A 23,389-nucleotide genomic window follows, 5' to 3' on the forward strand; every position below is an offset into this window, starting at 1 on the left:
CCGCCCCATGCTGAGCGCCCCGCGCCGCCGTGAACGCCTGCTGGCGCTGATCGTGCTGGCCAGCCTGCTGTTCACGCCACCGCTGGTGCTGGTCCCCGACCGCGCCGGCGCGATCTCCTGGTTGCCGCTCTATCTGTTCATCGCCTGGGGCCTGGTCATCGGCCTGGCCGCCTGGCTGATGGAGCACCCGGCGCCGCCAGCGGAACGCACCCCACCCGAGGAGTAGGCCATGCGCAGCGACCTCGTGGTGCTCGGCGTCGCCTTCGGCTACCTGGCACTGCTGTTCCTGATCGCCGCCTGGGGCGACCGCCGTGCGGAACAGGGTCGCTCGCTGATCGGCTCGCCCAACGTCTATGCGCTCTCCATCGCCGTCTACTGCACCGCCTGGACCTTCTATGGCAGCGTGGGGCGCGCCGCCCAGTTCGGCCCCGGCTTCCTGCTGATCTACCTGGGCCCGACCCTGGCGATGCTGATGGCGCCCTTCCTGATCCGCAAGATGGTGCGCATCGCCGGTGCCCAGCGCATCACCTCCATCGCCGACTTCATCAGCGCCCGCTACGGCAAGAGCTCGAGCCTGGGTGCCCTGGTGGCACTGATCGCGCTGATCGGCATCACGCCCTACATCGCCCTGCAGCTCAAGGCGATCACCGTCAGCCACGCGGTGCTGGTCAACTACCCCCAGGCCGCCGACCTGCGCCTCGCCGACGAGCCCTTCTGGTTCGACAAGTCGTTCTGGGTGGCGCTGGTGCTGGCGGTGTTCATCATCCTCTTCGGCACCCGCCACCTGGATGCCAGCGAACGCCACGAGGGCATGGTGGCGGCCATCGCCTTCGAGTCGCTGGTCAAGCTGGTGGCCTTCCTCTCGGTGGGGGTGTTCACCGTCTTCGTGCTCTTCCAGGGCCCCGGCGACCTCTTCGCCCGGGTCGCCGCCACGCCGGAACTGGCCGCGCGGCTGGGGCTGGATGCCGTGCCCGGCGGCGCCACCGGCTGGGCGGGCATGCTGGTGCTGGCCTTCCTGGCCTTCCTCACCCTGCCCCGCCAGTTCCAGGTGCTGGTGGTGGAGAACGTCGATGAACGCCATCTGGCGCGCGCCAGCTGGCTCTTCCCGCTCTACCTGCTGGCCATCAACCTGTTCGTGATCCCCATCGCCATGGCCGGGCTGCTGCTGATGGGCGACGCCGACCCCGACAGCTTCGTGCTCACCCTGCCGCTCTCGGCGGACCTCAAGGGCCTGCCGCTGCTGGTCTTCATCGGCGGGCTCTCGGCGGCCACCAGCATGGTGATCGTCGAGACCATCGCCCTCTCCACCATGGTCAGCAACCAGCTGATCATGCCCCTGCTGCTGCGCACCCGGCGCCTGCACCGCAGCGCCAGCGGCGAACTGGCCGGCTGGCTGCTGGGCATCCGCCGCGTGGCCATCGTGCTGATCCTTCTGCTGGGCTACCTCTACCACGCCCTGGTCGGCGACGCCTACAGCCTGGTGACCATCGGCCTGGTCTCCTTCGCCGCCGCCTGCCAGTTCGCCCCGGCCATGCTGGTCGGCATGTACTGGCGCGGCGCCCATCGCCGCGGCGCCGCCCTGGGGCTGATCGCCGGCACCCTGGTGTGGGCCTGGACGCTGCTGATCCCGGGCTTCGCCCAGTCCGGCTGGCTGGACGCCACCTTCCTCGAGCAGGGCCCCTTCGGCATCGCCTGGCTGCGGCCCTACGCGCTGTTCGGCCTCGAGGGCTGGGACATCTATACCCACTCGCTGTTGTGGAGCCTGACCGCCAACCTCGGCCTGCTGGTCGGGGTCTCGCTGTTCAGCCGCCAGTCGCCGCTGGAGCAGACCCAGGCGGCGCTGTTCGCCGAGGCGATGCACCCCCACCTGCTGCAGACCTCGCTATGGCACGGCCAGACCACCCGCGGCGAGCTGCGCGCGCTGCTCGACCGCTACCTGGGCACCGGCGCGACTGCCCGGGTGTTCGCCGACGTCGAACTCCAGGAGAGCGATGCCGAACAGCCGGCCACCCCGACCCAGATCGCACGGGCCGAGCAGGCCCTCTCCGGGGCGCTGGGCAACGCCTCGGCGCGGGTGCTGATCAACTCGGTGGTGCGCGGCGAGGCGTTGGACCTGGAATCGATCCTCAGCATCCTCGACACCACCTCCGAGACCCTGGAGATGAACCGCCGCCTGGAGCAGAAGTCCAGCGAGCTGGCCCAGGCCAGCGAGGAGCTGCGCGCCGCCAACGAGCGCCTGCGCGAGCTCGACCGTCTCAAGGACGAGTTCGTGGCCATGGTCAGCCACGAGCTGCGCACCCCGCTCACCTCGATCCGCGCCTTCGCCGAGATCCTGCGCGACAGCGGCGACCTGCCCGAGGAGAAGCGCCTCCACTTCCTCGACGTGGTGGTCAAGGAGAGCCAGCGCCTGTCGCGGCTGATCGAGGAGATCCTCGACCTGGCGCGCCTGGAGAGCGGGCGCCTGACCCTGACTCCCCAGCGCCTGGACCTGGTGGCGCTGGCCCGCCACAGCGTGGATGCGGTGCACCATATGCAGGAGGATCGTGGTGTGGCGCTCGAGGTGGCGATCGAGCTCGAGGAGGCCCCGGTCATCGGCGACCCGGACCGGCTCGAGCAGGTGATCATCAACCTGCTCGACAACGCCGGCAAGTTTGCCGACGAGGCAAGGCCCCGGGTGCGCCTGAACCTGGTGCGCCACAAGACCCACTACCGCCTGGCGGTGGAGGACAACGGCCCCGGCATCGACCCGGATGAGCGCGAGCGGGTGTTCGAGAAGTTCCACCAGATCCAGCGCCCCGAGGAGTCGCCGGACAAGCGCCGCGGCCGCCCCCGCGGCAGCGGCCTGGGCCTGCCCATCAGCCGCGGCATCGTCGCCCACCTGGGCGGCCGGCTATGGGTGGAGGATGCCCCCCACCTGGGCGGCGCCTGCCTGATCATGGAGCTGCCGGAGGCGCCCCCCGAGACGCCTTAACCCCGGCGCGCCTGCCGCTGCAGCGAGCGGATTCGCTGCAGGTCGTGGCGTAGCAGCAGGCGCTGGTCCTCGCCCAGGCGCGAGACATCCACCCAGCCATCCGCGGCACGGCCGGCGGCCAGGTTGTGGCGCTGCTCGGCCAGCAGCAGCTCCTGCAGCCGGCCATGGGCGGCGGTGAGCCCGCGGCAGGTCTCGGCATCGATGGCCTGCCGAGCGACCAGGGCGGCGAGGCGCCGCCGGGTGTCGGTCTCGCGCACCGCGTGGCGCAGCGCCAGCAGGCGCACCGCGGCGACCAGCGGCAGCATCGCCTGGTGCTTGAGGTTAATGGCTCGCTCATGGGGCGCTCCCTCCAGGGAACCGGCCAGCCGGCCGAAACGATCCAGGGCCAGCGGCTGCTCGTCGAGCAGCGCGGCCATCTCGTCGAGGAAGAGTCCCGCCGCGGGAAGCCGCCCGGCGACCCAATCACGCAGCGCCTCGGCCAGCGCCTCATCGCCGTAGACCGGGGTGAAGTCGAGCAGGATATTGGCCTGCTGCACCCGCTTCACCCGTCGCTCGGCACTCCATATCTCCAGCTGGCGCTGCCACTCCGCCAGGCGCTTGCGCCACATCGGCCAGCGCGCCATGACATGGCCCTGGCACAATGGGATGCCCGCCGCATCGAGGCGCTCGGTGAAGCGCTCGCCCAGCGACTGGAAGTAGCCGTCGATCTCGACGTGCCGGGCATCCGGATAGTCGTCGATGATCATGGCATTGTCCTGGTCGGGCCCGAGCAGGCTCTCGTGGCGGCCGCCGGAACCGAGCACCAGCACGCAATAGCCCACCGGCGGCGCCCCCCAGCCCTGTCCGCGCATCTCGATCTCGGCGAGGCGAATGGCGTGGCGGGTGAGCCAGGCGTTGTGGTCGCTGATCAGCTGTGCGATGCGCCAGCCGGGCAGGTCGAGGCGCACCAGGGCCTCCACCAGGGTGGGCTGCCAGGCGTGGGCGTCGGCGAGGTCGGGATGGGGCCCCAGGGTGATCAGGGCCTCGCGCAGGGGCGCGAGCAGGTCAGGCAGGGTGGCGGGATCCGGCGGGGTCTCCCCGGCGAACAACCCCCGCCACGGTGAGGCGCGATGCAGGAAGCGCACGGCTCTCTCGACGGGCTCTAGCGGGCGAACATGTCGTCGCCCATCTCGTCGATGAAGCGTCGCGCCTTGCTGATCATCAGCTCGTCGCAGGCCTCGCGGCCGGGCACCATGTCCGAGCGCTCGAAGCGATGCTCGAGTACCTCGTCTTCCTCCTCCTCGCCGTCGCCGGTCAGCGGGCGGCGAATCCAGCCGCTGACGCGGTACTGACCGCCCTCCCTGGCCGGCTCGGAGATGATCAGGTAGCCGTTGTGCTCCACCGGCTCGGCGGCCGGCGCGTTGCCCGGGGTGGCATCGTCATCGCCGGCACCGAACAGTCCGGAGAGAAGCTTCTTGAACATGGTGTGGCTCCTTGTGCCTGCGGGGCACCCGTGGGCGCCCCGCAGAGGCATCAATCCTGCTTGCGGCCCTTGCCGGCGGCGATGCGCAGGCGCAGGGCATTGAGCTTGATGAAGCCCTCGGCATCCTTCTGGTCGTAGGCGCCGGCATCATCCTCGAAGGTCGCGATGGACTCGTCGAAGAGTGACTGCTTGGACTGGCGGCCGGCGACGATGACGTTGCCCTTGTAGAGCTTGATCCGCACCACGCCGGAGACGTTGTGCTGGGTCTCGTCGATGGCGGCCTGCAGCATGCGGCGCTCCGGGCTCCACCAGTAGCCGTTGTAGATCACCTCGGCATACCGGGGCATCAGCTCGTCCTTGAGGTGCGCCTCCTCGCGGTCGAGGGTCAGCGACTCGATGGCGCGATGGGCGCGCAGCATGATGGTGCCCCCCGGGGTCTCGTAGCAGCCGCGGGACTTCATGCCCACATAGCGGTTCTCGACGATGTCGAGGCGCCCGATGCCGTTGTCGCCGCCAAGCTTGTTGAGCTTCTCCAGCACCTCGTGGGGCTTCATCGGCACGCCGTCGATGGCCACGATGTCGCCCTTGTCGTAGGTGAGCTCGATGTAGGTGGGCTCATCGGGCGCCGCCTCCGGGGAGACGCTCCAGCGCCACATCTCCTCCTCGGCCTCGGCCCAGGGATCCTCGAGGATGCCGCCCTCGTAGGAGATATGCAGCAGGTTGGCGTCCATGGAGTAGGGGGACTTCTTCTTCTGGCCGGCGAAGTCCACCGGGATATCGTGCTGCTGGCAGTAGGCCATCAGCTTCTCGCGGGAGGTCAGGTCCCACTCGCGCCAGGGGGCGATCACCTTGACGCCCGGCTTGAGCGCGTAGGCGCCCAGCTCGAAACGCACCTGGTCGTTGCCCTTGCCGGTGGCGCCGTGGGAGATGGCATCGGCGCCGGTCTGGTTGGCGATCTCGATCAGGCGCCGGGCGATCAGCGGACGCGCGATGGAGGTACCGAGCAGGTACTCACCCTCGTAGATGGTGTTGGCGCGGAACATCGGGTAGACGTAATCGCGCACGAACTCCTCGCGCAGATCCTCGATGTAGATCTCCTTGACGCCCAGCGCCTGCGCCTTGGCGCGAGCCGGCTCCACCTCCTCGCCCTGGCCGATGTCGGCGGTGAAGGTCACCACCTCGCAGTTGTAGGTTTCCTGCAACCACTTGACGATTACGGAGGTGTCCAGGCCGCCGGAATAGGCCAGCACAACCTTCTTGACATCGGACATTCGAGGAGCTCCTTTCTGATCAACGCGTGAAGTGTCCAGTATAGCGCGCCAGCCGGGCCTCGAATACCGTCCGCGGGACGTCTCGGAAGCGAGCTGCTAGACTGCGCGGATTCGGCCCCGGCCGCGGCCGACCCGCCCCTGACACGAAGGCCAGACACGAAGGAGAGGTGCATGAGCGAGGCGATCGCCCGCGACCTGATGGCACAACGATTCCGCAGCTACCTGCCGGTGGTGGTGGACCTGGAAACCGGCGGCTTCAACCCCGAGCGCAACGCGATCCTCGAGATCGCCGCGGTCACCCTGACCATGGACGCCGAGGGCAACCTGATTCCCGAGTCCACCTACGCCTTCCACGTGGAGCCCTTCGCGGGTACCAGCGTCGAGCAGTCGGCACTGGACTTCACCGGCATCAAGCTCGACGACCCCCTGCGCCGCCAGGTGGCGGTCTCCGAGGCCGAGGCGATGAACGAGATCTTCCGGCCGGTGCGCAAGTCGATCAAGGCCCATGGCTGCACCCGCGCCATCCTGGTCGGCCACAACTCGGCGTTCGACCACGGCTTCCTCAACGCCGCGGTGAACCGCTGCGGCATCAAGCGCAATCCCTTCCACCCGTTCTCCAGCTTCGATACCGCCTCACTGGCCGGCCTGATGTATGGCCAGACGGTGCTGGCCCGCGCCTGCCGCGCCGCCGGCATCGAGTTCAGCAACAGCGAGGCCCACTCGGCGCGCTACGATACCGAACGCACCGCCGAGCTGTTCTGCGCCATGGTCAACCGCTACAAGGAGATCGGCGGCTGGGCCCAGGCCCAACGCGAGCAGGGGATGGAGGAGCAGCCGTAAGCTGCAAGGAGCAAGAAACGCAGGTTGGGTGGGGCATCCATCAAAAGCAAAACCCCCGAAGGCTTCCACCTTCGGGGGTTTTGCGTGTAGCCCGTCGCTTGGCGCTTACTGCTCGGCGTCATCCTTGTGCTTCGCGGCGGTTTGCTTGATCAGCGTCTCGAGCTCACCGTTCTGGTGCATCTCGATCACGATGTCGCAGCCGCCGACCAGCTCGCCCTCGACCCACAGCTGCGGGAAGGTAGGCCAGCTGGCGTACTTGGGCAGCTCGGCGCGGATGTCGGGGTTGTCCAGGATGTTGACGAAGGCGAAGCGCTCACCGCAGGACATCAGTGCCTGCACGGTCTGGGCGGAGAAGCCGCACTGGGGCAGCTGGGGGGTGCCCTTCATGTAGATCAGGATCGGGTTCTCGCCGATCTGGCGCTGGATGTTCTCGAGGGTGGTGCTCATGGCGTCTCCCTATGAATGTCACGGATAACAGAGGTCGCGGATGCCGGCTCGGACAATACCCGACCCCGGCGGTAGGTCTTGGTACTGGCCATTCTACTGATCCCTGTCGCGTTGCGCATCCCCCGGCGGCTGGCTAGGATGTGCGTTTTTACGAGGAGCACCCCATGGCCACTCGGCACTTCCTGACCCTGTTGGATGCCAGCCCCGAAGAGCTGAGCAACCTGATCCAGCGCGCCATCACCATCAAGAACGCGCTCAAGGTGGAGGGGCCCACCTATACCCCCTTCCCGAACCACACCATGGCGATGATCTTCGAGAAGTCCTCGACCCGCACCCGGGTCTCCTTCGAGACCGCCATGGCGCATTTCGGTGGCCATGCGCTGTTCCTCTCGCCCCGCGACACCCAGCTCGGCCGCGGCGAGCCCATCGGCGATACCGCCCGGGTGCTCTCGGAGATGGTCGACATCGTGATGATCCGCACCTTCTCCCACACAGGTCTCGAGGCCTACGCCGCCGCCAGCAGCGTGCCGGTGATCAACGCCCTCACCGACGACTACCATCCCTGCCAGCTGCTCGCCGACGTGATGACCTGGACCGAGCTGCGTGGCAGCGTGCGGGGCAAGACCGCGGTGTGGATCGGCGACGGCAACAACATGTGCCACTCCTGGATCAATGCCGCCCGCCAGTTCGACTTCCGGCTGCGCATCTGCTGTCCCGAGGGCTATGAGCCGCGCCAGGATATCCTCGCGGCCGCCGGCGATCGCGTCAGCATCGTCCGCGACCCCGCCGAGGCCGTCGCGGGTGCCGACCTGGTGACCACCGATGTCTGGGCCTCCATGGGACAGGAGGAGGAGCAGGCCAAGCGCGAGGCGGCCTTCGCCGGGCTCCAGGTGACCGAGGCGCTGCTCGACCGCGCCCAGGACGACGCGCTCTTCCTGCACTGCCTGCCCGCCCACCGCGGCGAGGAGATCAGCGAGACCCTGCTCGACGACCCGCGGGCCGTGGTCTGGCAGGAGGCCGGCAACCGCCTGCACGCCCAGAAGGCGCTGATCGAGTTCCTGCTGCTCGGCGAGGTCCACGACACGCCGTGACATTCGGGCACACATAGACCTTTGTCTTATTCGACCAAGGTTGTATAATGCGCCGCAGCACATTCCACCAGGGAAGACGCGGCGCATGACTACACCTTCGATCGATACCTTCGGCATGCAGCGCAGCCTGCGCCAGTGCCTCTCCAACATGGCCGCCCTGCTCTATCGCCAGGGCCACGTCCTCGAGACCGTCACCGTGCCCCATCGCGGCCTCGACCCCGATGCCCTGGAGACACTGGAAAGCGATTGCCGCGAGTGGTCGGCCTGCCAGCGCATCCTCGAGACCAGCGAGGCGGCCACCTGGAACGACCAGCGACGCTTCGTGCTCACCGGCATGGGTCGCGAGCTGCTGTTCGACATGTTCGGCGAGGGCGCCGCGGACTGCGCCTGACCCACCCGCTGCCGAGATACACCTGAGGCCCGCCGACGCTCGATTGCGTCGGCGGGCCTCTTTGGTTATGTTGGCACCACTTGTCGGGGAGCCCCGGTAGCCGCAACGCGGTGACCTCGGGGGCTGAGATCGGTACGGCCGAACCCGTTGAACCTGATCAGGTTGATGCCTGCGGAGGGAACAAGATCGTGCATCGCTGCCCGCCCCTGTCCCGCATCTGGCCTGCTCACCATCGTCAACCGCCGGATGCCAGACCCATGACCGCTTCTTCCCGATACCGCATCGCCGTGGCCGGCGCCGGCCTGCTCGGCCGCCTGCTCGCCTGGCAGCTGCTGCGCGACGGCCACGCCGTCACCCTGTATGACGCCGGCGATCTCGACACCCCGCCCGCGGCCGCCTGGGCCGCCGCCGGCATGGTCGCCCCGCTGGCCGAGACCGTGGTCGGCGAGCGCTGCGTCTACGCCATGGGCCGAGTCGCCCTGGAGCGCTGGCCGCAGTGGCTCACCGAACTCGCGGCTCCGCAGCTGTGGCACCAGCAGGGCAGCCTGGTGGTGGCCCACCCCCAGGACGAGAACGAACTGACCCAGTTCCGCCGCGATCTGGACGACGCCATCGGCGAGCCCGGCGGTTATCGGGCGCTGGATGCCGCCGGCGTCCAGGCGCTGGAACCCGGCCTGACGGGCTTCCGCCAGGGCCTGTTTCTCGCCGCTGAGGCCCATCTCGACAACCGTGAACTGCTCGGCCGGCTGCTCGCGGCGATCCGCGAGCTGGGCGGTGAGTGCCATGCCCATGCGCCGGTCGAGGCCCGACCCGGCGAGATCGAGACCGACGCCGGCCGCCGCGCCTTCGACCTGGTGCTCGACTGTCGCGGCCACGGCGCCAGGCCCCGGCACCCGACACTGCGCGGGGTGCGCGGCGAGACCCTGCATGTCCATACCGACGAGGTGGCGCTGTCCCGGCCGGTACGCCTGATGCACCCGCGCTATCAACTCTACGTGGTCCCAAAGCCCGGCGGGCGTTTCGTGATCGGCGCCACCTCCATCGAGAGCGAGGACCGCTCGCCGATCTCGCTGCAGTCGTCGCTGGAGCTCGCAAGCGCCCTCACCACCCTGTCGCCGGCCTTCGCCGAGGCGCGCATCCTCGAGCAAGGCGTCAATCTGCGCCCGGCGTTCCGGGACAACCTGCCCCACGTCACCCGGGAGGACGGCCTGATCGGCGCCAACGGCCTGTTCCGCCACGGCTACCTGCTGGCCCCGGCGGTGGTCGACCATGTGCTGGCCGAGATCCGCGGCGAGGGCCAGCGCCCCTTCGCCGCGGTGCTGTCCGCTGCCGCGCCCCAGGAGTCCCTGTCTTGACCCGGCGTCGAATGCTTTTGAAGAGGAGCGCCCCATGAACGAGATCACCCTGAGCCTCAATGGCGAGCCCGCGCGGCTGCCCGAGGGAACCGCCCTGGCCACCGCCCTGCAGCGCTGGGGCTACGGCGAGCGCCGTGTCGCCGTGGCCGTCAACGACGCCTTCGCGCCGCGCTCCACCTGGCCCCAGCGCACCCTCGACGACGGCGACCGCATCGATATCGTGGCCCCGGTAGGAGGCGGCTGATGAACACGCTCAACGACGCGCACGACGACGCCCTGGTGCTCTACGGCGAGGCCTTCACCAGCCGCTTCCTGCTGGGCACCGCCCTCTACCCCTCGCCCATGGTGATGCAGGAGGCGATCGCCGCCGCCGGCTGCGACATGCTGACCCTGGGGCTGCGCCGCCAGAACCCCGCCGGCGGCGACGGCGAGGCCTTCTGGCAGATCCTGCGCGAAAGCGGCTGCCGGCTGCTGCCCAACACCGCCGGCTGCCGCTCCGCCCGGGAGGCGATCACCCTGGCCGAGATGTCCCGGGAGCTGTTCGACACGCCCTGGATCAAGCTCGAGGTGATCGGCGACGACTACAACCTGCAGCCCGACCCCTTCGGCCTGCTCGAGGCCGCCCGGGAGCTGATCGACCAGGGCTTCAAGGTGCTGCCCTACTGCACCGACGACCTGGTGCTCTGCCAGCGCCTGCGCGAGGCCGGCTGCCAGGCGCTGATGCCCTGGGGCGCCCCCATCGGCACCGGCCGCGGGCTGATGAACCGCTACGCCCTGGGCACCCTGCGCGAACGCCTCGACGTGCCGCTGATCATCGACGCCGGCCTCGGCGCCCCCTCCCAGGCCGCCGAGGCCATGGAGATGGGCTTCGATGGCGTGCTGCTCAACACCGCCGTGGCCAGGGCACGCCGCCCCGCCCAGATGGCGGCCGCCTTCGCCCGGGCCATCGAGGCGGGGCGCGAGGCCTTCCGCGCCGGGCTGATGGAGCGGCGCCAGACGGCGAGCCCCAGCACGCCAACCCTGGGCCAGCCGTTCTGGCACACCGGCCAGCAGTGACGAAGAACCGGATCACTCGTGGCGCAGCGCCTCCATCACGCTCCCCGCTGGCCATCGCCCAGCAGGCCATCCTCGAGGGGGAACGCTTCGCCCCAGGAGGGCAGCCCCGACACCCTCTCGCTGCTCGAGTCGCGCGGCCACACCATCAGCCAGCAGCCTGCCATGGGTGCCGCCCAGTCGATCCTGATCGAGGACGGCATCTACTACGGCGGCGCCGACCCACGCCGCTCCACCTCGTCGGCCATCGGACTGTGACCCTGCCCGCCCCCGGCCCAGCCGGGGGCACACGAAAAAGCCGCCTAGCGGAGTACGCTAAGCGGCTGATTCGTTGAAACTTGTTGGTGGAGCCTAGCGGGATCGAACCGCTGACCTCAACACTGCCAGTGTTGCGCTCTCCCAGCTGAGCTAAGGCCCCACACCGTCTCGCCGTTGCGAGAACGGGGCAAATATTACGGTTCCGAGAACGCCGCGTCAAGCCCTTTTTTCATGACCCTCCCTGCCTAAGTAGGCTTTCCTCCCGGATGCCAGTTGTGCCACTCTTTACCCTACTAATGACCCGTTCCTTTCGTTGAGACGCCTCGCCGCTGACGAGCCGTTCAGGAGTCACCCGTCTTGATCAAGGTACTCATTGCCGATGACCATCACCTGATAAGGACCAGCCTTGCCCACCTGCTGAACGCCGAAAAGGGCCTGCGGGTCATCGGCGAGGCCTCCAGTGGCGAGGAAGCGATCGCCCAGACCCGCCGCCTTAAGCCGGACGTGGTGCTGATGGACATTCGCATGCCGGGCATCGGCGGGCTCGAGGCCACGCGCAAGATCACCCGCACCCTGCCGGATGCCCGCGTGCTGATCCTGACCGCCTGGCTGGAGGACACCTTCGCCCAGCGCCTGCTGGACGCCGGCGCCTGGGGGCTGGTCAGCAAGGACTCCCAGCACGATGAGATGGTCGGCGCCATCCGCGAGGTGTTCCATGGCCAGCGCTATGTTAGCCCCGACGTGGCACAGCGCCTGGTCCTGGCGCGGATCGATTCGCCGGAGAACCCCTTCGATGAGCTCTCCTCCCGTGAGATGCAGGTGGCGATGATGATCATCAACTGCCAGAAGGTCGCGGACATCTCCGACCGCCTGTTCCTCAGCCCCAAGACGGTCAACACTTACCGCTACCGCGTCTTCGAGAAGCTCGGGGTCAACTCCGACGTGGAGCTCACCCACCTGGGGCTTCGCCACGGATTGGTGGAAGGCTTCTCCGGCGTCGAGTAACCTGCGCGCCATGACCTTCGACCATCGCCGCTTCCTGGCCCACGTCAGCGAGGCCCCCGGCATCTACCGCATGCTCGACGCAGCCGGCGACACCCTCTATATCGGTAAGGCGCGTCGCCTGCGTGCGCGCCTGGCCAGCTACTTCCGTGGCGCACTCAACGCCAAGACCCAGGCGCTGGTGGGCCGCATCGCCGATGTCCAGGTCACGGTGACCAACAGCGAGACCGAGGCCCTGCTGCTCGAGCAGACCCTGATCAAGGAGCTGCGCCCGCCGTACAACATCCTGCTGCGGGACGACAAGTCCTACCCCTTCGTGTTCGTCACCGACCGCCACCCCTTCCCGGCCCTGGAGTACAAGCGCGCCCGGAGCCGCCGCGATGACGGCCGCTACCTGGGCCCCTATCCCAGCAGCCACGCGGTTCGCGACAGCCTCTCGCTGATGCAGAAGATCTTCCGCATCCGCAACTGCGAGGACAGCGTCTTCGCTCACCGCACGCGGCCCTGCCTGCAGTACCAGATCGACCGCTGCAGCGCGCCCTGCGTGGACTACATCAGCGAGGCCGACTACCGCCGCGACCTGGAGCACGCCGTGCAGTGCCTGGAGGGCAAGAGCGAACAGGTCACCCGCGAGCTGACCACCGCCATGGAAGCCGCCAGCCGCGAACTGGCCTTCGAGGAGGCGGCACGGCTGCGCGACCAGGTCCAGCAGCTGCGCCAGCTGCAGCAGCGCCAGTTCGTGGATACCGGAGACGGCGATGCCGACGCCTTTGCGCTGGCCAGCCGCCCCGGGGCGTTGTGCATCTCGGTGCTGGCGATCCGCCAGGGGCGCCTGTTGGGGGCGCGTCATCACGCCCCCGCCAATGGCCTGGACCTGTCGGAGGAGGCGCTGCTCGGCGACTTCATCAGCCAGTACTACCTGGGCCAGGCCCGCGAGATTCCCCGCGAGGTGATCACCAGCCACGCCGTGCCCGATGCCGAGCTGATCGCCCGGGCGCTGGCCGAGAAGGCCGGCCGACGGGTACGCCTGACCGATCAGGTGCGCGGCCATCGTGCCCAGTGGAAGGAGTTGGCACGCACCAACGCCGAACAGCAGCTGGCCGGCCAGCTGGCCAGCCAGAATCAGCTTGCGCGGCGCTTCGAGGCGCTGCGCGAAGCCCTGGGCATGGCGACGCCCCCCGCGCGCCTGGAGTGCTTCGATATCAGCCACAGCCACGGCGAGGCCACCGTGGCCTCCTGCGTGGTGTTCGACGAGAACGGCCCGCGCAAGTCGGACTACCGGCGCTTCAATATCGAGGGGGTCCCGGCGGGCGACGACTACGCGGCCATGCAGCAGGCGCTGACGCGACGCTTTCGCCGCGTGAAGGGGGGCGAGGGCCAGGCGCCGGATGTGCTCGTAGTGGATGGCGGCAAGGGGCAGCTCAACATGGCACGGGAGGTGCTCGAATCCCTCGGGGTCACCGGCGTGGCGCTGCTCGGCGTGGCCAAGGGCACGACCCGCAAGGCGGGCCTGGAGACGCTGTTCCTGGAGACCGTGGACCGCACCCTGAACCTGGAGGCCTCCTCGCCGGCACTGCACCTGATCCAGCATATTCGCGATGAATCCCACCGCTTCGCCATCACCGGCCACCGCACCCGGCGTGACAAGGTCCGGCGCACCTCCACCCTGGAGGGCATCGCCGGGGTCGGCCCCAAGCGCAGGCGCGAGCTGCTGCGCTTCTTCGGCGGCCTGCAGGGGGTCAAGCAAGCCAGTCGCGACGAACTCGCCCGGGTGCCGGGCATCAGCGACAGCCTGGCCGAGACGATCCATCGCGCCCTGCATGGATGATGACCGCCAAGCGGGATAGAATACGCCAACGCTTGACGCCCCCTCACCGGCAAGGACAGCTTCGCGCGATGAACATCCCGAATATCCTCACCCTGGCCCGTATCGCCTTCATCCCGCTACTGGTAGTGCTGTTCTATCTGCCCTTCACCTGGAGCATGCCCCTGGCGGCCGCCTTCTTCGCCTTGGCCTCGATCACCGACTGGCTCGACGGCTACCTGGCCCGGCGCTGGGACCAGGCCACGCCGTTCGGTGCCTTCCTCGACCCGGTGGCCGACAAGCTGATGGTCGCGGTGGCCCTGGCGCTGATGATCGAGCGCTACGACGTGATCTGGCTGACCCTGCCGGCGCTGGTGATCATCGGCCGCGAGATCGTGATCTCGGCGCTGCGCGAATGGATGGCCGAGATGGGCAAGCGTGGCAGCGTGGCGGTGTCATGGATCGGCAAGCTGAAGACCACCCTGCAGATGGTGGCCATCTTCCTGCTGCTGGCCTTCGCCCCCGGCACGCCCATCGCCGTGCTCGCCGTGGTGACGCTCTACGTGGCCGCCGTGCTGACGCTGTGGTCGATGGTTCTCTACCTCCGCGCGGCCTGGCCGCACCTCAGGCGCTCCATGTAGGCAGTGACGCAGTAGGCGGGGCGCAAAAGCGCTTGACAGTCACCGGCTTATCCGTATAATTCGCTCTCGAGTCAGGCGGGAATAGCTCAGTGGTAGAGCATCGCCTTGCCAAGGCGAGGGTCGCGAGTTCGAATCTCGTTTCCCGCTCCATTCCTACGGAATGGCACGACTCGATGAGGCTGGATGGCAGAGTGGTTATGCAGCGGACTGCAACTCCGTGTACGCCGGTTCGATTCCGACTCCAGCCTCCACTCCCCGATTTCCTGTACTGCCCGACACCGTGCCGCCCGGATGGCGAAATTGGTAGACGCAAGGGACTTAAAATCCCTCGGTGGCGACACCGTGCCGGTTCGAGCCCGGCTCCGGGCACCAGCCATCATGTGATGGGCTAGTCAATACCCCAGCGGGGCAACCGCTTGATGAACCTGCCGCCCCTGCGCGACCCCTTCTTCACCTATCGCTATCGTCGCCGATTGCATGTCCTGCGCGTGCTGCTGGCGCTGACCACCACCTTTGTCATTACCCGTACCTTCGCGATCCCCCACTCCGGCTGGGCGCTGGTCAGCACCGTGATGGTGATGGGCAACCTGCCGCATATCGGCGGCGTGCTCGACAAGGGTCGCCAGCGACTGCTGGGCACCGTCCTCGGCGCCGGCTCCGGCCTGCTGCTGATCCTGCTGCCCCCCGACCCGCCCCTGCTGATCCCCGCCGGCAGCCTGATCGCCATCGGCATCGCCACCTGGTTCACCTTCGGCAATCGTCACGGCTACAGCGGCCTGATGTTCGCCATCAGCCTGCTGCTGGTGGTCGGCGACGGCAGCCACGCCCTGAACGTGGGCCTGTGGCGCGCCTTCGATGTGCTACTCGGCACCCTGGTCGGCATCATGGTCACGTTACTGGTCCTGCCCCAGAAGGCTACCGACATGATGCGCTTCATGCTGGCCGAGAACCTCGAACGCATGGCACGGCTCTTCCACGTCCACACCACCGCCTCGGCCGCCCTGGATATCGACACCCGCGCCCTGCTCAAGGCCACCAGCTCGGCGCTGGTCAAGCAGCGCGGCCTGGTCGATGCCATCCATCGTGAGCGGCGCCTGAGTCGGGACGAGCTGGATGACATCATCTCCCTGCAGCGGCGCATGCTCTCGACCATCGAACTGCTGCTCGAGACCCACTGGAACACACGGGCCGGCCACGATCTTATCGAGGCGATGGACGGCCTGCGTGACGAACAGCACCGCCTCGCCCGGGAGCTGGGCACCCTGGCCTACCAGGTGCGTACCGGCCAGCCCATCGAGGTCGAGGTCAGCCAGTTCGACCTGCAGCGCCACGCCACGCTCGCCACCACCGCGGTCAGCGCCGAGGGACGCGCCCTCTTCAGCCCCAGCGGCTATCTTTGGCTCAACCGCGAGCTGGCACGCCTCACCGAGGCCCTGGTCACCCGCCTGGGGGGCCTTACCCGCCTGCCCAGCCGCCGCCTCCGCCGCGCCTCGGGGCGCAAATGGGCGCTCCGCCACCCCGCCACGACCGATAGAGGAACGCAAGATGCCCCACGGCAACCATGACGTGCTGATCATCGGCGGCGGCGTCGCCGGCCTGGTACTGGCCCTGGAGGTGGCCGACCAGCGTGCCGTGACCCTGCTGCGTCCCGCCAGCGACGACCAGGGTGCCAGCCGTTGGGCCCAGGGCGGCATCGCCGCGGTGCTCTCGCCAGGCGATGACATCGAGGCCCATGTCCAGGACACCCTGGTGGCGGGCGACGGCCTGTGCGACGAGGCCGCGGTGCGCTTCACCGTGGAGCAGGGGCCGGCGGCCATCCAATGGCTGCTTGGCCTGGGCGTGCCCTTCACGCGGGATGCCAGCCCCGGGGCCGACTACCCCTACCACCTCACCCGCGAGGGCGGACACGGCGCGCGACGCATCATCCACGCCGCCGACGCCACCGGGCGCGCGCTGATGGATACCCTCAAGGCCCATGTCGCGGCACACCCGGCGATCCACATCCGCGACGACCTCACCGCCATCGGCCTGCTTCAGGACGATGCCGGCCGCTGCCGCGGCGCGCGCTGCCTCGACGCCGCCGGGCAACGGATCGACCTGCCGGCCCACGACACCGTGCTGGCCACCGGCGGCGCCAGCGGCCTCTATCGCCACACCACCAGCCCCCAGCCGGCCAGCGGCGAGGGCATGCTGATGGCCGCCGAGCTCGGCGCCACGCTGATGAACCTGGAATTCCAGCAGTTCCACCCCACCTGCCTCTACGACCCACAGGGCACGCCCTTCCTGATCAGCGAGGCAGTACGCGGCGAGGGGGGACGACTGCTCAACATCCACGGCGAGCGCTTCATGCCGGCCATCGACCCACGCGCCGAACTGGCACCGCGCGACGTGGTGGCCCGCGCCATCGATGCCGAGATGCAGCGCACCGGAAGCGAGCATGTCTTCCTGGACGTGCGCCATCTGGGCGAAGCGGCGATCCGCGAGCACTTCCCCACCATCCACGCCCACTGTGTCGGCCGCGGCATCGATATCGTCAAGGCGCCGATCCCGGTGGTGCCGGCGGCCCACTACAGCTGCGGCGGGGTGGCCACCGACCATCACGGGGCCACCGACGTGAACCACCTGCATGCCGTGGGCGAGGTGGCCTGTACCGGCCTGCATGGCGCCAACCGCATGGCCAGCAATTCGCTGCTGGAGTGCCTGGTATTTGCGCGCAGCTGTGCCGCCGTGCTGCGGGAGGCGACGCGGGCACCCCTCGCCGGCAGCCCCACCGCCGCCACCCGGGCCGAGGCGGCGCCGGCGTCACTCGTGGCGTGGCGTGAGCGCATGCGCGGTGTGATGAGCGCCCGGGTGGCCATCGTACGCCGTGACGCCGGGCTGGATGAGGCCGCAGAGCGGCTGGCCGAGCTTCACGGGGAGGTCGCGGAGGCCGTTCACCTTGGCCAGCCCGCCGCCGAACTGATGAGCCTGTGGCATTCGCTGCGCCTGGCGCGGCTGACCGTGGCCAGCGCCCGGGCGCGCCGCGAATCCCGCGGCCTGCACTACAACCCGGACTGCCCGCACCACGGCGACGCCTCCCCCCGGCCCTCCCGGATTCGGCTAGGCGAACTCCGCTGAGCGGCAAGCCCGAACGGATGACCACGCCGGCCCCGGCGGAGAGCGGGAATCGGCCTAGCGACGAATCAGGTAGCGGCGCAATTCGCGATGGGCAGCCACCGAACAGCTATCGGGCCACAGCCATAGCCGCCTGCCGTTGAGGCGCAGCCCGATCAGCCAGGGCCCCAGGTAGTCACACTGCAGGCTCACCGGTTGTGGGATCGCGTCCCCGGCGGCCCGCCAGCGCCACTGCAGCGCGCCACCGGGCAGGGCCTCGGCGCTCAGCTCGCCCTGCGGCGGGTGGCGCGCGCACCAGATAGCGAGGGCGACCAGGCCGAACGCCGCCGGCAGCCAGCCCCAGATGGGAAGCACGAGAACGAGGAGGCCGGCCGCCGCGGCGGCCGGCAGGAGATGTGCCAGCAGTGCCAGCCTAGACCGGCCGATGCGACACGCTGTCGGCGCTCTCGGCATGCTCGATGATCATCTGGACGATGCGCCGACGCTGCGGCTCCGCAGGGAGCTCGCGCCGCATCAGCCACATGAAGAGGTCCTGATCCTCCTCGTCGATCAGGTCGCGAAACGCGGCCTGGTCGGCCGGCTCCAGGGCGTCATAGCGCTGTTCGAGGAAGGGCACCAGCAGCAGGTCCAGCTCCCACATGCCGCGACGGGAGTGCCAATAGAGCCGCTTGCGCTGTGCCGCCTCCGGGCTTGATGGTTCGTTCAAGGTCGACCTCGCCTTTGCCTTGGGGATGTAGCGCCAGTATACCCGAGGCGGCGCGTCGGCACAGCTGACACCGGTCATGGATCGCGGTCTCTGCCTATGGTCGTAGTGCGTTGTTTTGTCTCGTTTTGCCGAGTATGCTTGGAAGAAAACAACAGCCGCGCCGCCAACGGAGACCCGAGATGACCAAGTCCGAGCTGATCGAACAGATCGCCATGCGTCAGCCCGAGCTGTCGCTCAAGGAAGTGGAATCGGCGGTTCGGCTGATTCTCGACGATATCACCGAGACCCTGTCCGCCGGGGGGCGCGTCGAGATACGCGGCTTCGGCAGCTTCTCGCTGCACTACCGCGAACCCCGCATCGGGCGCAATCCCAAGACCGGCGATCCGGTCGCGCTGGACGGCAAGTTCGTGCCACACTTCAAACCCGGCAAGGAGCTGCGCGAGCAGGTAGACGACAGCCGCGTGCTGGGCTACTGAGCCCGACGCTCCACCTTCCCGACCCAACTCTTACATCACAGGGGACACTTCGCATGCGTTGGCTAAAAGGCCTGATCCTGGCCATCATCCTGCTGGCGGTCGTACTGGTCGGCATCCTGTTCGCGGTGAACAATCGCGAGGCCCTGCCGCTCAACCTGATCTGGCTCGAGCTGCCGCCCGCCTCGCTGTCGGTCTGGCTGCTGGCCTCATTGGCGTTTGGCGTGATACTGGGCATGCTGGCCATGAGCGGCGTCTACCTGCGCCTGCGTGCCCTGCTGACGCGCGCCCAGCGCCACAACCAGCAGCAGCGCAAGGAGCTCGACAAGCTGCGTGTCCAGGAGCTGAAGGAACTCCCCTGATATGCCAGATGCCCTGCTGCTGACCGTCCTGGTGGCAGCCGTCGCCATCGGCTGGTGGCTGGGCCGCCGCGAACGCAGCAAGCCAACCGATCCCGCGCCTCCGCAAGGACTGGCGCGGGATTATTTCGTGGGCCTCAACTACCTGCTCAACGACCAGCAGGACCGCGCCATCGAGACCTTCGTCGGCGCGCTGCAGGTCAACAGCGAGACCATCGATACCCATATCACCCTGGGCAACCTCTTCCGCAGCCGCGGCGAGGCCGATCGGGCGATGAAGATCCACCAGAACCTGCTGGCCCGCCCCAGCCTGACGCCCGCCCAGGGCGAGCGCGTGCAGCTGGAGCTGGCCCGCGACTTCCTCGCCCTGGGGCTGCTGGATCGTGCCGAGCGGCTGCTCAAGGGATTGCTGCGCGACACCCATGACGACGGGCTGCGGCGCTCGGCACGCCGGCTGCTGGCCGACCTCTTCGAGCGCGAGGGCGAGTGGTCGGAGGCCTTCGCGGTGGCCAACCCCCAGCTGATCCGCGAGGATCCACAGCTGCGGCGTGCCGCGGCCCACTGGCTCTGCCAGCTGGCCGAGGAGGAGCGCGGCAACACCACGCCGGTGCTGGCCCGCCGCCACCTCAAGCAGGCCCTCAACGTCGACCCGCGCTGCGTACGCGCCAACCTGCTGCTGGCTGCCCTCGAGCACGACACCGGACACTACCGCCAGGAAATCACCCTGCTGTCGCGGATTCCCGCCCAGGACGCGGCCTTCACCCCGACCCTGCTGGAGCCCCTGGCCAACGCCTATCGCCTGCTCGACGACGAGGATGGCCTGATCGATCATCTCCACGGCCTGCTCGAGGAGACCCCCTACACCAGCGTGATCATCCTGCTGGCCGAGACCCTACGTCATCGCCAGGGCATCGAGCCCGCGATCGCCCTGGTCAGCACGCAGCTCAACCGCGAGGCGAGCCTGGGCGCGCTGGACTACCTGATCGACCTCTACCACCAGCACAGTCGCGACGAGGCGCTGGAACAGCTGGCCCTGCTCAAGCGCCACACCGCCGACCTGCTCGGCAAGCTCCCCCGCCACCGCTGCCGCCGCTGCGGCTTCACCGGTGACCAGCTGCACTGGCAGTGCCCGCGCTGTCGCAGCTGGGGCACCACCCGCCCGATCACCGGCATCGAGGGAGAGTAGCGGCTAGTTGAGCTCGGCCTCGATGGCGGCGAGGGCCTCCATGGGCTCCTCCGCCTGGGTGATCGGGCGCCCCACCACCAGGTGGGTACTGCCCGCGGCCATGGCATCCCCGGGGGTCATGATGCGCTGCTGATCGCCGGCCTCCGCGAAACTGGGCCGGATACCGGGGGTCACCTTGAGGAAGTCATCGCCGCACAGTTCGCGCAGGCGCGCGGCCTCGAGGGCCGAACACACCACGCCGTGCATCCCGCTGTCGCGCGCCAGGGCCGCCAGGCGCTCCACCTGCTCGGCAGGCGAGACGCCCACACCCACCTCGACCAGGTCCTCGGCCATCATGCTGGTCAGCACGGTCACCGCAATCAGTCGTGTCCCCAGGCCATGGCGCTCCAGGCGTTCCCGGGCCGCCTCCATCATGCGGCGCCCTCCCCCGGCATGGACGTTGACCATCCATACCCCCTGCTCCGCCGCTGCCTGGACGGCGCCGGCCACGGTGTTGGGGATGTCGTGGAACTTGAGGTCGAGGAACACCTCGAAGCCGCGCCCATGCAGCGCCTCCAGCACGTCGGGACCGCTGCGCGTGAAGAGCTCCTTACCCACCTTGAGGCGGCAACGCGCCGGATCGAGGCGGTCGGCCATGCACAGGGCGGCATCCAGGGAAGGGTAATCGAGGGCAATAATCAGAGGGGAATCGGTAGACACGAACCGGGCTCCGGGCAAGAGGAAATCGTCGCCAGAGTATACCAGCCATGGGCTATGTGAGCGGTGCGAGTTCGACGACCCGATATCGCCGTTGCGTCCTACGTCTTGCACGCCAGGACGACGAGGCATTGACGACCTGTCCCACAGGGTAGCGGGCAGAAGCCCCACGGGAAGTTCTTCCCGCCGCGTCTAGCTTGAAGAGGCACCCGCGAAGGATGCGATGACAACAACGGAGGAAGTGACATGAAAACCAGGTTTCACGCCCTCTTCGGGGCCTGTCTCGTCGCGCTCATGCTGGGTCTCGCGCCGCTCGGCGCCATGGCCCAGGAGGTCGAGCCGATCAACGTCAATACCGCCGGTGCGGAACTGCTGACCGAGCTGCCGGGGATCGGACCGAGCAAGGCGGCGGCCATCATCGAGGACCGCGAGGCCAACGGCCCCTACGCGAGCGCCGAGGACCTCACCCGCGTCAGCGGCATCGGCGAGGGCACGGTGGCCAGCCTGGAGGACCAGGTGACCTTCTGAACCAGCGGTCGATGGGCGGCCAGCGGACGGCCGCCATCGAGACATGCGTCCCTGAGGTCGATCAGAGTCGCAGGCCGCCGTCACACTCGATCACGCGGCCGGAAAAGTAGTCATTCTCGAAGATGAACAGCGCGCTCTGGGCGATGTTCTCCGGCTGGCCAAGGCGCTTCAGCGGCACACCGGAAGTCAGCTTGTCGAGCATGTCCTGGCGCATCGAGGCGGTCATCTCGGTCTCGATGAAGCCCGGGGCCACGGCGCCCACCCGGATACCATGGCGCGCCAGCTCCTTGGCCCAGGTAGTGGTGAGGGCCACCACGCCGGCCTTGCAGGCCGCGTAGTTGCTCTGCCCCATGTTGCCGGCCCGCGAGATGCTGGAGATATTGACGATCACGCCCTCGTTGCCTGCCTCGACCATCTGCGCCGCCGCCTCGCGCCCGCACAGGAACACGCCGGTGAGGTTGACGTCGATCACCGATTGCCACTGCTCGAGAGACATGGTCTTCTCGACCTTGCCGCCCTTGGCCTTGACCAACAGGGCGTCACGCAGGATGCCAGCGTTGTTGACCAGGCCGCTGACCGGCCCCATGGACGCCGCGATGTCGGCGAAGGCCTGCTTCACGGAGACCTCGTCGGCCACATTGGTCACGAAGGCGCGCGCCTCGACACCGGCCGCGTGGAGCCCGGAGACGGCCTCATCGAGGGTGGCGGCATCGGTATCGAGCAGGGCCAGGCGGGCGCCCTGGCGGCCCAGCATGGCGGCCATGGCCAGCCCCAGGCCGCGGGCGCCACCGGTAATCGCGATGACGGAATTCTGCAGTTGCATCGTGTTTCCTCCAGGAGATGGTGGGTAAATGATGGATACCAGGCACTGTAGCAGACTTTTGTGCAGTGCATCATTACACCATGACTAAGCTTATACTCTCGCCTTTGTCGCCCGCTGGCCAGCGCCGCCGCTCAACGCTTGATTTCCTTGCCTTCGCCCCCATCTCCCCGTGAACGTCACCACGGGAGGCCACATGCCCTTTCTGCTTATCTTCACGCTGTTCGCCCTGCTCGACTTCGTCATCCTCTTTTCGGTGGGCAGCCAGATCGGCCTGCTCACCACCCTGCTGCTGGTGCTGGCCACCGGCTTCATCGGCCTGCACCTGATCCGCCGCGAGGGGGCGGCCACCTTCGCCCGGGCCCGGGAACGCCTGGAGCGCGGCGAGGTGCCCTCCGGCGAGCTGCTCACCGGCGCCGCCCTGATCTTCGGCGGTGCGCTGCTGATGGCCCCCGGCTTCGTCTCCGACGCCCTCGGCTTCCTGTGCCTGATTCCCGATGCCCGACGCCTGATGGGCAAGTTGCTGGCCTGGCTTGGCATCCGCACCCAGGGCTTTCATGTCCACCGCGAGGGTTTCACCAGCACCTCAGGCAGCGGCACCGGCAGGCCCCGGGATGATTGGGCACAGGCCGACGAGGGCCGCCACCGCCGCGGCGCCGACGAGCCTTCGTCACGTCACGAAGACGACGGCGTCATCGAGGGTGAGTTCATCTCCCGTGACGAGCGCCGCGGCTGATCCGGGCAGATCGGCAAAAAAATTTCCCGGGGGGCCTTGAAAGGCCATGGGCGAGCCCCACTTACACGTCAGCAACAGGTTTCGGCGCGAATCTCGCGCCATTGACACGGAAGGCGCCCGACGCCTCCCCTCGCTGCCTCGGTGGCGAGGTCGTGATGCAAACCGCCGGATCATCGGCACACAAA

27 protein-coding genes, 4 tRNA genes and 1 riboswitch are annotated in these 23,389 nt (G+C 68.5%); of the genes, 22 read left to right on the top strand and 9 right to left on the bottom strand.

All coding sequences use genetic code 11. The features are described 5' to 3' along the window. The first annotated feature begins 7 nt into the window (after window positions 1–7). Both RAN53_RS01965 and RAN53_RS01970 read left to right on the top strand, forming a co-directional pair. Window positions 8–226, top strand: coding sequence for a hypothetical protein (locus RAN53_RS01965; RefSeq protein WP_305795145.1), 219 nt, complete (start codon window positions 8–10; stop codon window positions 224–226). Between the two features lie 3 nt (window positions 227–229). Further along, window positions 230–2,971, top strand: a complete 2,742-nt coding sequence (locus RAN53_RS01970; RefSeq protein WP_305795146.1) for a sensor histidine kinase — start codon at window positions 230–232, stop codon at window positions 2,969–2,971. On the opposite strand, the gene RAN53_RS01975 is transcribed toward RAN53_RS01970, so the two are convergent. The 3 genes from RAN53_RS01975 to RAN53_RS01985 are packed head-to-tail and all read right to left on the bottom strand — an operon-like array spanning window position 2,968 to window position 5,704. Beyond that, entirely contained in the window at window positions 2,968–4,095 is a 1,128-nt protein-coding gene (locus RAN53_RS01975; protein WP_305795147.1) for a DUF294 nucleotidyltransferase-like domain-containing protein, read from the bottom strand. The two genes, RAN53_RS01970 and RAN53_RS01975, sit on opposite strands and share 4 nt — an antisense overlap. Before the next feature lie 17 nt (window positions 4,096–4,112). Then, complete coding sequence (locus RAN53_RS01980) at window positions 4,113–4,433, bottom strand: HlyU family transcriptional regulator (protein ID WP_305795148.1); 321 nt, start codon at window positions 4,431–4,433, stop codon at window positions 4,113–4,115. Window positions 4,434–4,483: 50 nt separating this feature from the next. After that, complete coding sequence (locus RAN53_RS01985; protein ID WP_305795149.1) at window positions 4,484–5,704, bottom strand: argininosuccinate synthase; 1,221 nt, start codon at window positions 5,702–5,704, stop codon at window positions 4,484–4,486. A 171-nt stretch (window positions 5,705–5,875) separates the two neighbouring features. Here RAN53_RS01985 and rnt point away from each other — a divergent pair, with 171 nt between their 5' ends. After that, window positions 5,876–6,544, top strand: a complete 669-nt coding sequence (gene rnt, locus RAN53_RS01990; protein ID WP_305795150.1) for a ribonuclease T — start codon at window positions 5,876–5,878, stop codon at window positions 6,542–6,544. 105 nt (window positions 6,545–6,649) lie between these two features. On the opposite strand, the gene RAN53_RS01995 is transcribed toward rnt, so the two are convergent. Next, entirely contained in the window at window positions 6,650–6,991 is a 342-nt protein-coding gene (locus tag RAN53_RS01995) for a Grx4 family monothiol glutaredoxin (RefSeq protein ID WP_305795151.1), read from the bottom strand. A gap of 164 nt (window positions 6,992–7,155) precedes the next feature. Between RAN53_RS01995 and argF the strand changes: the two genes are divergently transcribed. From argF to RAN53_RS02025, 6 genes are all read left to right on the top strand, one after another. Continuing rightward, the gene (argF, locus tag RAN53_RS02000) at window positions 7,156–8,082 is read left to right on the top strand and encodes an ornithine carbamoyltransferase (protein ID WP_305795153.1); all 927 of its coding nucleotides are present in this window, start codon (window positions 7,156–7,158) and stop codon (window positions 8,080–8,082) included. Window positions 8,083–8,167: 85 nt separating this feature from the next. Beyond that, a complete protein-coding gene (locus RAN53_RS02005) occupies window positions 8,168–8,473 on the top strand; it encodes a hypothetical protein (RefSeq protein WP_305795154.1) in 306 nt (101 codons plus the stop codon). Between the two features lie 74 nt (window positions 8,474–8,547). Next, window positions 8,548–8,670: riboswitch (TPP riboswitch) on the top strand. Window positions 8,671–8,730: 60 nt separating this feature from the next. Continuing rightward, a complete protein-coding gene (gene thiO / locus RAN53_RS02010; protein ID WP_305795155.1) occupies window positions 8,731–9,828 on the top strand; it encodes a glycine oxidase ThiO in 1,098 nt (365 codons plus the stop codon). 34 nt (window positions 9,829–9,862) lie between these two features. After that, a complete protein-coding gene (thiS, locus tag RAN53_RS02015) occupies window positions 9,863–10,072 on the top strand; it encodes a sulfur carrier protein ThiS (RefSeq protein WP_305795156.1) in 210 nt (69 codons plus the stop codon). Beyond that, on the top strand, window positions 10,072–10,884 hold the full coding sequence (locus RAN53_RS02020) for a thiazole synthase (RefSeq protein ID WP_305795157.1): 813 nt from the start codon (window positions 10,072–10,074) through the stop codon (window positions 10,882–10,884). Before thiS ends, RAN53_RS02020 begins: the two co-directional genes overlap by 1 nt. 18 nt (window positions 10,885–10,902) lie before the next feature. Then, window positions 10,903–11,139, top strand: coding sequence for a hypothetical protein (locus RAN53_RS02025; protein WP_305795459.1), 237 nt, complete (start codon window positions 10,903–10,905; stop codon window positions 11,137–11,139). A gap of 84 nt (window positions 11,140–11,223) precedes the next feature. Here RAN53_RS02025 and RAN53_RS02030 read toward each other — a convergent pair. Beyond that, window positions 11,224–11,299 (bottom strand) — tRNA-Ala (locus RAN53_RS02030). A gap of 197 nt (window positions 11,300–11,496) precedes the next feature. Here RAN53_RS02030 and RAN53_RS02035 point away from each other — a divergent pair. The 8 genes from RAN53_RS02035 to nadB all read left to right on the top strand — a co-directional run bounded on the left by RAN53_RS02035 (window position 11,497) and on the right by nadB (window position 17,703). Next, window positions 11,497–12,144, top strand: coding sequence for a response regulator (locus RAN53_RS02035; protein WP_305795158.1), 648 nt, complete (start codon window positions 11,497–11,499; stop codon window positions 12,142–12,144). Between the two features lie 10 nt (window positions 12,145–12,154). After that, window positions 12,155–13,969, top strand: a complete 1,815-nt coding sequence (gene uvrC / locus RAN53_RS02040; protein ID WP_305795159.1) for an excinuclease ABC subunit UvrC — start codon at window positions 12,155–12,157, stop codon at window positions 13,967–13,969. A 68-nt stretch (window positions 13,970–14,037) separates the two neighbouring features. Continuing rightward, complete coding sequence (gene pgsA, locus RAN53_RS02045) at window positions 14,038–14,586, top strand: CDP-diacylglycerol--glycerol-3-phosphate 3-phosphatidyltransferase (protein ID WP_305795160.1); 549 nt, start codon at window positions 14,038–14,040, stop codon at window positions 14,584–14,586. Window positions 14,587–14,661: 75 nt separating this feature from the next. Continuing rightward, window positions 14,662–14,736, top strand: a tRNA-Gly gene (locus RAN53_RS02050). Window positions 14,737–14,763: 27 nt separating this feature from the next. After that, window positions 14,764–14,837: transfer RNA gene (locus tag RAN53_RS02055), tRNA-Cys, on the top strand. 34 nt (window positions 14,838–14,871) lie between these two features. Then, window positions 14,872–14,958, top strand: a tRNA-Leu gene (locus RAN53_RS02060). 47 nt (window positions 14,959–15,005) lie between these two features. Beyond that, window positions 15,006–16,151 carry an FUSC family protein gene (locus tag RAN53_RS02065; RefSeq protein WP_305795161.1) on the top strand — a complete coding sequence of 382 codons (1,146 nt, stop codon included), beginning with the start codon at window positions 15,006–15,008 and terminating at the stop codon, window positions 16,149–16,151. After that, entirely contained in the window at window positions 16,132–17,703 is a 1,572-nt protein-coding gene (gene nadB, locus RAN53_RS02070) for an L-aspartate oxidase (protein WP_305795162.1), read from the top strand. The genes RAN53_RS02065 and nadB overlap by 20 nt, the downstream gene beginning before the upstream one ends. A gap of 54 nt (window positions 17,704–17,757) precedes the next feature. On the opposite strand, the gene RAN53_RS02075 is transcribed toward nadB, so the two are convergent. After that, window positions 17,758–18,153 (bottom strand): protein YgfX, encoded by a 396-nt coding sequence (locus RAN53_RS02075; RefSeq protein WP_321169813.1) that lies wholly within the window; start codon window positions 18,151–18,153, stop codon window positions 17,758–17,760. Beyond that, window positions 18,113–18,406, bottom strand: coding sequence for a succinate dehydrogenase assembly factor 2 (locus RAN53_RS02080; protein ID WP_305795164.1), 294 nt, complete (start codon window positions 18,404–18,406; stop codon window positions 18,113–18,115). The genes RAN53_RS02075 and RAN53_RS02080 overlap by 41 nt, the downstream gene beginning before the upstream one ends. Before the next feature lie 134 nt (window positions 18,407–18,540). On the opposite strand from RAN53_RS02080, the gene RAN53_RS02085 reads away from it, so the two are divergent. Genes RAN53_RS02085 through lapB form a run of 3 tightly spaced genes read left to right on the top strand, consistent with a single transcriptional unit; the run spans window position 18,541 to window position 20,424 of the window. Beyond that, window positions 18,541–18,882 (top strand): integration host factor subunit beta, encoded by a 342-nt coding sequence (locus RAN53_RS02085; RefSeq protein ID WP_305795165.1) that lies wholly within the window; start codon window positions 18,541–18,543, stop codon window positions 18,880–18,882. A 53-nt stretch (window positions 18,883–18,935) separates the two neighbouring features. Beyond that, window positions 18,936–19,241, top strand: a complete 306-nt coding sequence (locus tag RAN53_RS02090; protein WP_305795166.1) for a LapA family protein — start codon at window positions 18,936–18,938, stop codon at window positions 19,239–19,241. Window position 19,242: 1 nt separating this feature from the next. Continuing rightward, entirely contained in the window at window positions 19,243–20,424 is a 1,182-nt protein-coding gene (gene lapB / locus RAN53_RS02095; protein ID WP_305795167.1) for a lipopolysaccharide assembly protein LapB, read from the top strand. 3 nt (window positions 20,425–20,427) lie between these two features. On the opposite strand, the gene pyrF is transcribed toward lapB, so the two are convergent. Further along, window positions 20,428–21,123 carry an orotidine-5'-phosphate decarboxylase gene (gene pyrF / locus RAN53_RS02100; RefSeq protein ID WP_305795168.1) on the bottom strand — a complete coding sequence of 232 codons (696 nt, stop codon included), beginning with the start codon at window positions 21,121–21,123 and terminating at the stop codon, window positions 20,428–20,430. A gap of 243 nt (window positions 21,124–21,366) precedes the next feature. On the opposite strand from pyrF, the gene RAN53_RS02105 reads away from it, so the two are divergent. Beyond that, on the top strand, window positions 21,367–21,648 hold the full coding sequence (locus RAN53_RS02105) for a ComEA family DNA-binding protein (RefSeq protein WP_305795169.1): 282 nt from the start codon (window positions 21,367–21,369) through the stop codon (window positions 21,646–21,648). A 61-nt stretch (window positions 21,649–21,709) separates the two neighbouring features. Here RAN53_RS02105 and RAN53_RS02110 read toward each other — a convergent pair whose 3' ends face one another. Next, entirely contained in the window at window positions 21,710–22,471 is a 762-nt protein-coding gene (locus tag RAN53_RS02110) for an SDR family oxidoreductase (protein WP_305795170.1), read from the bottom strand. 193 nt (window positions 22,472–22,664) lie between these two features. Here RAN53_RS02110 and RAN53_RS02115 point away from each other — a divergent pair, with 193 nt between their 5' ends. Continuing rightward, entirely contained in the window at window positions 22,665–23,204 is a 540-nt protein-coding gene (locus tag RAN53_RS02115) for an FxsA family protein (RefSeq protein WP_305795171.1), read from the top strand. The last annotated feature ends 185 nt before the right edge of the window (window positions 23,205–23,389 follow it).

The sequence above is a fragment of the Halomonas sp. SSL-5 genome (assembly GCF_030708455.1).
Lineage (GTDB): Bacteria > Pseudomonadota > Gammaproteobacteria > Pseudomonadales > Halomonadaceae > Halomonas.

Excerpts from the sequence above, each read along its gene's own strand:
- RAN53_RS01965 (WP_305795145.1), top strand. The coding sequence starts at position 8 with ATGCTGAGCGCCCCGCGCCGCCGTGAACGCCTGCTGGCGCTGATCGTG.
- RAN53_RS01970 (WP_305795146.1), top strand. The coding sequence starts at position 230 with ATGCGCAGCGACCTCGTGGTGCTCGGCGTCGCCTTCGGCTACCTGGCA.
- RAN53_RS01980 (WP_305795148.1), bottom strand. The coding sequence starts at position 4,433 with ATGTTCAAGAAGCTTCTCTCCGGACTGTTCGGTGCCGGCGATGACGAT.
- RAN53_RS01985 (WP_305795149.1), bottom strand. The coding sequence starts at position 5,704 with ATGTCCGATGTCAAGAAGGTTGTGCTGGCCTATTCCGGCGGCCTGGAC.
- rnt (WP_305795150.1), top strand. The coding sequence starts at position 5,876 with ATGAGCGAGGCGATCGCCCGCGACCTGATGGCACAACGATTCCGCAGC.
- RAN53_RS01995 (WP_305795151.1), bottom strand. The coding sequence starts at position 6,991 with ATGAGCACCACCCTCGAGAACATCCAGCGCCAGATCGGCGAGAACCCG.
- argF (WP_305795153.1), top strand. The coding sequence starts at position 7,156 with ATGGCCACTCGGCACTTCCTGACCCTGTTGGATGCCAGCCCCGAAGAG.
- RAN53_RS02005 (WP_305795154.1), top strand. The coding sequence starts at position 8,168 with ATGACTACACCTTCGATCGATACCTTCGGCATGCAGCGCAGCCTGCGC.
- thiO (WP_305795155.1), top strand. The coding sequence starts at position 8,731 with ATGACCGCTTCTTCCCGATACCGCATCGCCGTGGCCGGCGCCGGCCTG.
- thiS (WP_305795156.1), top strand. The coding sequence starts at position 9,863 with ATGAACGAGATCACCCTGAGCCTCAATGGCGAGCCCGCGCGGCTGCCC.
- RAN53_RS02020 (WP_305795157.1), top strand. The coding sequence starts at position 10,072 with ATGAACACGCTCAACGACGCGCACGACGACGCCCTGGTGCTCTACGGC.
- uvrC (WP_305795159.1), top strand. The coding sequence starts at position 12,155 with ATGACCTTCGACCATCGCCGCTTCCTGGCCCACGTCAGCGAGGCCCCC.
- pgsA (WP_305795160.1), top strand. The coding sequence starts at position 14,038 with ATGAACATCCCGAATATCCTCACCCTGGCCCGTATCGCCTTCATCCCG.
- RAN53_RS02065 (WP_305795161.1), top strand. The coding sequence starts at position 15,006 with ATGAACCTGCCGCCCCTGCGCGACCCCTTCTTCACCTATCGCTATCGT.
- nadB (WP_305795162.1), top strand. The coding sequence starts at position 16,132 with ATGCCCCACGGCAACCATGACGTGCTGATCATCGGCGGCGGCGTCGCC.
- RAN53_RS02075 (WP_321169813.1), bottom strand. The coding sequence starts at position 18,153 with ATGCCGAGAGCGCCGACAGCGTGTCGCATCGGCCGGTCTAGGCTGGCA.
- RAN53_RS02085 (WP_305795165.1), top strand. The coding sequence starts at position 18,541 with ATGCTTGGAAGAAAACAACAGCCGCGCCGCCAACGGAGACCCGAGATG.
- RAN53_RS02090 (WP_305795166.1), top strand. The coding sequence starts at position 18,936 with ATGCGTTGGCTAAAAGGCCTGATCCTGGCCATCATCCTGCTGGCGGTC.
- lapB (WP_305795167.1), top strand. The coding sequence starts at position 19,243 with ATGCCAGATGCCCTGCTGCTGACCGTCCTGGTGGCAGCCGTCGCCATC.
- RAN53_RS02105 (WP_305795169.1), top strand. The coding sequence starts at position 21,367 with ATGAAAACCAGGTTTCACGCCCTCTTCGGGGCCTGTCTCGTCGCGCTC.
- RAN53_RS02110 (WP_305795170.1), bottom strand. The coding sequence starts at position 22,471 with ATGCAACTGCAGAATTCCGTCATCGCGATTACCGGTGGCGCCCGCGGC.
- RAN53_RS02115 (WP_305795171.1), top strand. The coding sequence starts at position 22,665 with ATGCCCTTTCTGCTTATCTTCACGCTGTTCGCCCTGCTCGACTTCGTC.